This window comes from Dyella sp. 01N36, assembly GCF_056399745.1.
In genome coordinates, this window is record NZ_JBFTRY010000193.1 from 1 (window position 1) to 6,251 (window position 6,251).

Annotated in this window: 6 protein-coding genes; 2 read left to right on the forward strand and 4 right to left on the reverse strand. The window is 64.7% G+C overall.

All coding sequences use genetic code 11. The features are described from left to right. The 4 genes from AC1DMG_RS18665 to AC1DMG_RS18680 form a co-directional block, all read right to left on the reverse strand. On the reverse strand, positions 1-226 hold a 226-nt coding region (locus tag AC1DMG_RS18665), incomplete at its 3' end, for a pilus assembly protein PilP (protein ID WP_477180884.1). After that, on the reverse strand, positions 223-906 hold the full coding sequence (locus tag AC1DMG_RS18670) for a type IV pilus inner membrane component PilO (RefSeq protein WP_477175039.1): 684 nt from the start codon (positions 904-906) through the stop codon (positions 223-225). The genes AC1DMG_RS18670 and AC1DMG_RS18665, both read right to left, overlap by 4 nt. Next, positions 906-1,628, reverse strand: coding sequence for a PilN domain-containing protein (locus tag AC1DMG_RS18675; protein WP_441604494.1), 723 nt, complete (start codon positions 1,626-1,628; stop codon positions 906-908). The genes AC1DMG_RS18670 and AC1DMG_RS18675 overlap by 1 nt, the downstream gene beginning before the upstream one ends. Continuing rightward, on the reverse strand, positions 1,628-2,686 hold the full coding sequence (locus AC1DMG_RS18680; protein WP_046972148.1) for a pilus assembly protein PilM: 1,059 nt from the start codon (positions 2,684-2,686) through the stop codon (positions 1,628-1,630). Before AC1DMG_RS18680 ends, AC1DMG_RS18675 begins: the two co-directional genes overlap by 1 nt. Positions 2,687-2,935: 249 nt before the next feature. Between AC1DMG_RS18680 and AC1DMG_RS18685 the strand changes: the two genes are divergently transcribed. Further along, on the forward strand, positions 2,936-5,464 hold the full coding sequence (locus tag AC1DMG_RS18685; RefSeq protein WP_477180885.1) for a penicillin-binding protein 1A: 2,529 nt from the start codon (positions 2,936-2,938) through the stop codon (positions 5,462-5,464). 85 nt (positions 5,465-5,549) lie between these two features. Beyond that, positions 5,550-6,224, forward strand: coding sequence for a hypothetical protein (locus tag AC1DMG_RS18690; RefSeq protein WP_477175041.1), 675 nt, complete (start codon positions 5,550-5,552; stop codon positions 6,222-6,224). The last annotated feature ends 27 nt before the right edge of the window (positions 6,225-6,251 follow it).

Sequence of the window (6,251 nt, forward strand, 5' to 3'; positions counted from 1 at the left end):
TGCTCGGGCTGAACGGATCACGCTTGTCCTGGTCGTTGTACTGGAAGGTCTCGAACGTCTTGATGACGGGCAGCGGCGGGATCGGCGCGCCCTTCTTCTGCTTTTCCTGGGCGACCCACTGGTGGAGATCGTCCTGCCCGCTACAACCGGCGAGCGTGAGGACGACACCCAATACCAGCACGGCTTTGCCCATGGAGGCAGGCTTGATGGCAGCGAACTTGCTCATTTCTGCCCTCCCGTGTTCGCGGCCGGCTTGCCGTGCGTCGACTTGGCGTTGGCTGCCTTGGCGGACGCGCTTTCGTCTTCGTCCAGATAGCGATAGGTCTTCACGGTGCCCTGCAGTACCAGCAACCCGTTGGCGGCACCCTTGGCGCCTGGATTCTTGGGCGTGAGCGACACGTCGTGCATGGTCAGGATCACCACGCGCGGCAGCGAAGCCACGCCGCTGATGAAGGTGCCGAACTGGTGGTAGGTGCCCACCATGCGCAACTGGATCGGCTTTTCCGCGTAGAAGTCTTTCGGCGACTCCGGACCGGGCTGGAACAGCTCGGTTTCCAGGCCGGCCGACAGCGCCGTCTGCGAAACGTCGATCAGCAACTCGGGCATCTCGGTCTTGCTGGGCAGCTGGCGCAGCAACTGGCGCAGCATGTCCTGCATCTCGTCGAGCTGCTGCTGGAGAGCCTCGAGATTGACCGCCTTGGCCTGCTTGTCGGAGAACTCTTTCTTGAGCTGGTCTTCCTTGGCAACGGCCGCCTGCAACTGGTCCTGCTGGTCGCTGACGAAGAAGTACCAGCCGCCCAGCACGATGAGGGCGAGCAGCAAACCGGTAAAGAACATCTTGACCGACTTGGGCCAGCCGCCGATGTTGTTGCGGTCCAGGCTCTGCAGATCATTGAGGAACTTCATTACTTGGCTCCTCCGTTGGCTGCAGGGGTCGCGGCGGCAGGGGCGGCGGCCGGCGTAGCCGGGGCTGCCACGGTCGCGGCCTTGGCAGGCTGCGCGTCATGGGCCGCGGCCGGCTGAGCCGTGGAGCTGGCGGAGGCCGGTGCATGACCTTCGCTGGAACCATCGCCGTTGTCGTCACCCTTGGGCCGGCTCAACGCCACATCCAACCCGAACGCGTACGGCAGACGGCTGTCGCCATGCGTGTTCTCGGTCTTGCGCAGATCGGCATGACCCATCCACTGCGAGGTCTCGATGTTGCGCATGTACTCGGCCACGCTGGCGTTGGATTGCGCCACGCCATCCAGCGTCATCGAATCACCGGTCTGCTTGAGACCGTTGAGGCGGGCGCTGGCCGGGATCGTCTTCACCAGCTCGTCGAACAGATGGACCATCTGCGACCGGTTGGCCTGCAGCTGCTCGATGATTTGCTTGCGCGCGAGCAGGCTTTCGCGGACTTTTTCAAGGTCCTTGATCTTGGTGATGCGCTCGTCGAGCTGCTTGATCTCGCCCTGCAGATAGGCGTTGCGGTCGTTCTGGCTGCTGATGCGGCCATCCATCCAGCCGTACCACACCAGCACGGCGAGCACCGCTGCCACGGCAGCCGCGCCCAACTGCATGAAGAACTCGCGCTCGCGCTGCTTGCGGCGCTCGGTGCGCCACGGAAGTAGGTTGATGTGTGCCATCAGTCAAAGCTCCTCAGCGCGAGGCCGACCGCGATCATCAATGCGGGGGCGTCCTGTGCCAGCGACTGGGCCTGCACGCGAGGCGACAGCGACATGCGCGCCAGCGGGTTGGCCACCACGCACGGCACGCCAAGCTGGTCTTCGAGCATCGGACCGATGCCTTCGATGGATGCGCAACCGCCAGCAAGCACGACCTGGTCGACCTTGCTGTATTCGCTGCCGGCGAAGAAGAACTGGAGCAGGCGGCTGATCTGCTGCACCAGCGATTCCTTGAACGGCTCCAGCGCCTCGCTCTCATAAGAGTCGGGCAGGCCGCCCTTGCGCTTGGCGCGACCGGCTTCCTCGTAGGAGAGGCCGTAGCGGCGCATGATTTCGTCGGTGAGCTGCTTGCCGCCGAACACCTGCTCACGCGAGTAGATGGTGCGCTGATTGCGCAGCACCGACAGCGTGGTCATGGTGGCGCCGATGTCGACCACGGCGACCAGCGCGTCGCGACCGACGTTCAACTGGTCGGCCACCATCGCAAACGCGTTTTCCATGGCGAACGCTTCGACGTCGATCACCTTGGCGGACAAGCCACCCAGATCGAGCGCGGCCACGCGCATGTCCACATTCTCGGTACGCGAGGCGGCCAGCAGGATGTTGTTCATTTCGGGGTTGTCGCGCACCGGACCGAGGATCTCGTAGTCCAGGCTGACTTCCTCGATCGGATACGGGATGTACTGGTTGGCCTCGACCTGGATCTGGCCTTCCAGATCATCCTCGGACAATTCGCTCGGCATCGGGATCACGCGCGTGATGACGGCGGAGCCGGCCACCGCCGCGGACGCGTGCTTGAGCTTGGAACCCGAACGCGCCAGCGCACGCCGAATCGCCTCGCCCACGGCCTCGACCTCGACAATATTCTTTTCAACTACAGCGTTGGGGGGCAGTGGCTCGACCGCGTAATGCTCCACGCGATAGCGACCGCCGGCCTGGCTGAGTTGCAGCAACTTGACGGCCGTCGAACTGATGTCGACGCCGACAAGTGGCGGCTTCTTGGGTGTAAAGAGCCCCACGATGTTCCCCCTTGCCCCTGTGCGTCCAGACTCAGATTGGTCTGATGCGCATCGGCATTTAATCCAAAAATTAACGTATTGGCAACGGCCTACGAGCTTTTTCTCGACTCATTCGCGTGACGGCATCCACAGGTTGGGCGACTGGGCCACTGGCCTGCTTCTTGCTGTGACGGGCTCGGTTCATGCCGTGGATACTGCTACATCTATACTCTGACTTGTTTTGACTCACGTCTCGCAAACACCCAAATCATGCAAATTCTTAAGCGGTTGCTGCGCTGGATCCTCGTCCTGGCTTTTACAGGTTTGCTGCTGGGTGTCGCGGCGGTTGGCGTGGCCTACTGGCTTATTTCCCCCCGGCTCCCCTCCGTGGCGGTCCTTAAGGACTACCACATGCAGGTGCCGCTTAGGGTGCTTTCGGCAGATGGCAAGCTGATTGCGAGCTTCGGCGAGACCCGCCGCATCCCCGTGGCGATGGGCCAGGTGCCCGACCGGCTCAAGCACGCCGTGCTCGCCGCCGAGGACGCCAGCTTCTACCAGCACCCCGGCGTGGACTGGCACGGCATCGCCCGCGCCAGCTGGCATGTGGTGGCTTCGGGTGGCGACAAGGGCTCGGGCGGCTCCACCATCACCCAGCAGGTGGCGCGCAACTTCTTTCTGAGCCCGGAAAAGCTCTATTCGCGCAAACTGACCGAGATCTTCATCGCCCTGCGCATGGAGAGCGAGCTGACCAAGGACCAGATCCTGGAGCTCTATCTCAACAAGATGTTCCTGGGCCACCGCTCCTACGGTGTGGCCGCCGCGGCCTCCTATTACTACGGCAAGACCCTGGACCAGCTCACCGTGGCCGAATGCGCCACCCTGGCCTCGACTTTCCAGCTGCCTTCGCTGGTGAACCCGCTCAACAGCCCCAAGCGCATGCTGGCGCGCCGCAACTGGGTGCTCGGCCAGATGCTGGAGAACCGCTTCATCTCCAAGGCCGAGTACGACCAGTCCATCGCCGAGCCGATCAACGCTTCGCCGCATGAGCCGGCCATTGAGGTGGATGCGCCGTATCTGGCCGAAATGGTGCGCCTGCAGGTGCTCGACCGCCTGGGCAACGACGCCCTCACCGAAGGCTATGTGGTCAAGACCACGGTCGACAGCAAGCGCCAGSAGGCCGCGGTGGATGCCATGCGCTCGGGCCTGGTCGAGTATGACCACCGCCACGGCTGGCGCGGCCCGGAGGCCCACCAGGAGCTGGCTGCCGATGCGGGCACGGATGAACTGGAACGCGCCCTGGCCGGCTATACCGACATATCCGGCATGCAGCCAGGCATCGTGACCCAGGTATCGGCCACCGCGGCCAGCGTTTACCTCGCCAGCCGCGACGAGGTGCAGCTGAACCTGGACGCCATGAGCTGGGCCCGCCCGCGCATCGACGATACCCGCGTGGGTGCCACGCCCAAGAGCGTCTCCACCGTGCTCAAGCGCGGCGACATCATCCGTGTGGCGCGCGATGACAAGGGCCAGTGGCTGCTTACCCAGATCCCGGCGGCACAGGGTGCGCTGGTCTCGCTCAATCCCGAGGACGGCTCGCTGCAGGCCCTGGTCGGTGGCTTCAACTTCCTGCGCAGCAAGTTCAACCGCGCCGTGATGGCCGCACGCCAGCCGGGTTCGAGCTTCAAGCCCTTTATCTACTCGGCGGCCTTCGAGCGCGGCTTCACGCCGGCCTCCATCGTCAACGATGCACCGCTCGCCCTGCCCGACCCCTCGCGCCCTGGCGGCCTGTGGACGCCGTCCAACGACGACGACAAGTTCGATGGCCCGATCCGCCTGCGCGAGGCCCTGGTGCAATCCAAGAACCTGGTCTCGGTGCGACTGCTCGACGCTATCGGCGTGCGTTTCGCCCGCGATTACGCCACCCGCTTCGGCTTTGCGCTCGATTCGCTGCCCAGCAACCTGTCGATGGCGCTGGGCACGGCCTCGGTGTCGCCGATGAGCATGGCCCGTGGCTACGCCGTGTTTGCCAATGGCGGCTATCTGGTCACCCCGTACTTCGTCAGCGAGATCGATGACCGCGACGGCAAGCCGGTCTATCAGGCCAATCCGGCCCGCGCCTGCCGCACCTGCGCCGAACGCCTGCTCGATACCCGCCCGCCCGGCCCGCCGCCGGCCAATACGGGGGCCGCACCAGGAAATTCAGTGGCCGCTGCCGCCAGTGCGCCGACAACTTCCGGCAGCGTAGCCGGCGTCGGCGATGCCGTACTCCCGGCCGACGCCCATGGCGACGGCGCCCACCCGCCGGTGCTGGCGCCCCAGGTCATTGAGGTGCGCAACGACTACCTGGTCACTTCGCTGATGCAGGACGTGGTCAAGCGCGGTACCGGTGCGGCAGCCGCCGCGCTCGGCCGCACCGACCTGGCCGGCAAGACCGGCTCGACCAATGATCACCGCGATGCCTGGTTTGTCGGCTTCAACGGCGACCTGGTGACCTCGGTCTGGGTGGGCTTCGACGACTTCGGCTCGCTCGGCAAGGGCGAGTTCGGCGCCAAGGCGGCCCTGCCGATCTGGATGAGCTATACCGGCGCGGTGCTGAAGGACCAGCCGGCCTCCATCTTGCCGTTGCCGCCCGGTATCACTACGGTACAGATAGACCGCCAAAGCGGCCTGCCCGCCGGCGCGGACGACCCGAACATCATGTCGGAGATCTTCAAGGTCGAAGACGTGGATCGACTGCGTAACCAGGCCAACCAGCAGCAGGAGGACCAGGATCAGCAGCACGCCTACGACATCTTCTAATCGTCGGCAGCGCCGGTTCCGTCACCAGACCGTGCTGCCGCTGGCGTCCGCAACGACGGGCGCCAGATTGCCGGGGGAATGAGGCATGGCACGAGGTCAGCACCATCGCATCCACGCGCAGGATCGCCTGCAGCGCAATCGTCTTCGCGTCGCCCAGGAAGCGGCGCGCTTGATGAGCGAGCACGGCATCCGCGATTTCCATCACGCCAAGGTCAAGGCCGCCGAGCGGCTGGGCATCCTGGACGCGCAGGCCTTGCCGCGCAACAACGAAATCGAAGACGCACTGAGGGAACACCAGCGCATCTTCCACGCCGAATCCCAGCCCCAGTTGCTGCAGGAACGACGCGAGGCCGCCGTGGAAGCCATGCGCTTCCTTGACCGCTTCGATCCACGGCTGGTCGGCGCCGTGCTCGAAGGCACGGCGGATGCCCACTCGGCTGTCTGCCTGCATGTCTTCAGTGACACTGCCGAAAGCGTGGTGTTGTTCCTGCAGGAACGCGGCGTACCAATCACCCAGCAGACGCGCCGCCTGCGCACCACGCGTGACGAGCAGGAGGAATATCCCGTACTGCTGTTTGCCGCCGACGGCCTGCCCTTTGACATCACCGTGCTGCCGCGCGATGCGCTGAAGCAGGCGCCGCTGGATCGCATCGATGAGAAGCCGATGCGAAGGGCGTCGCTGGCTGCCGTCGAGGAGTTGCTGGCTACAGCCGACAACGACGATGAGTTTGAGAGGATGTTGTCGTCAGCGCTTCGTTGACAGGCCTGTCGCGCACAGGGTGCGCTC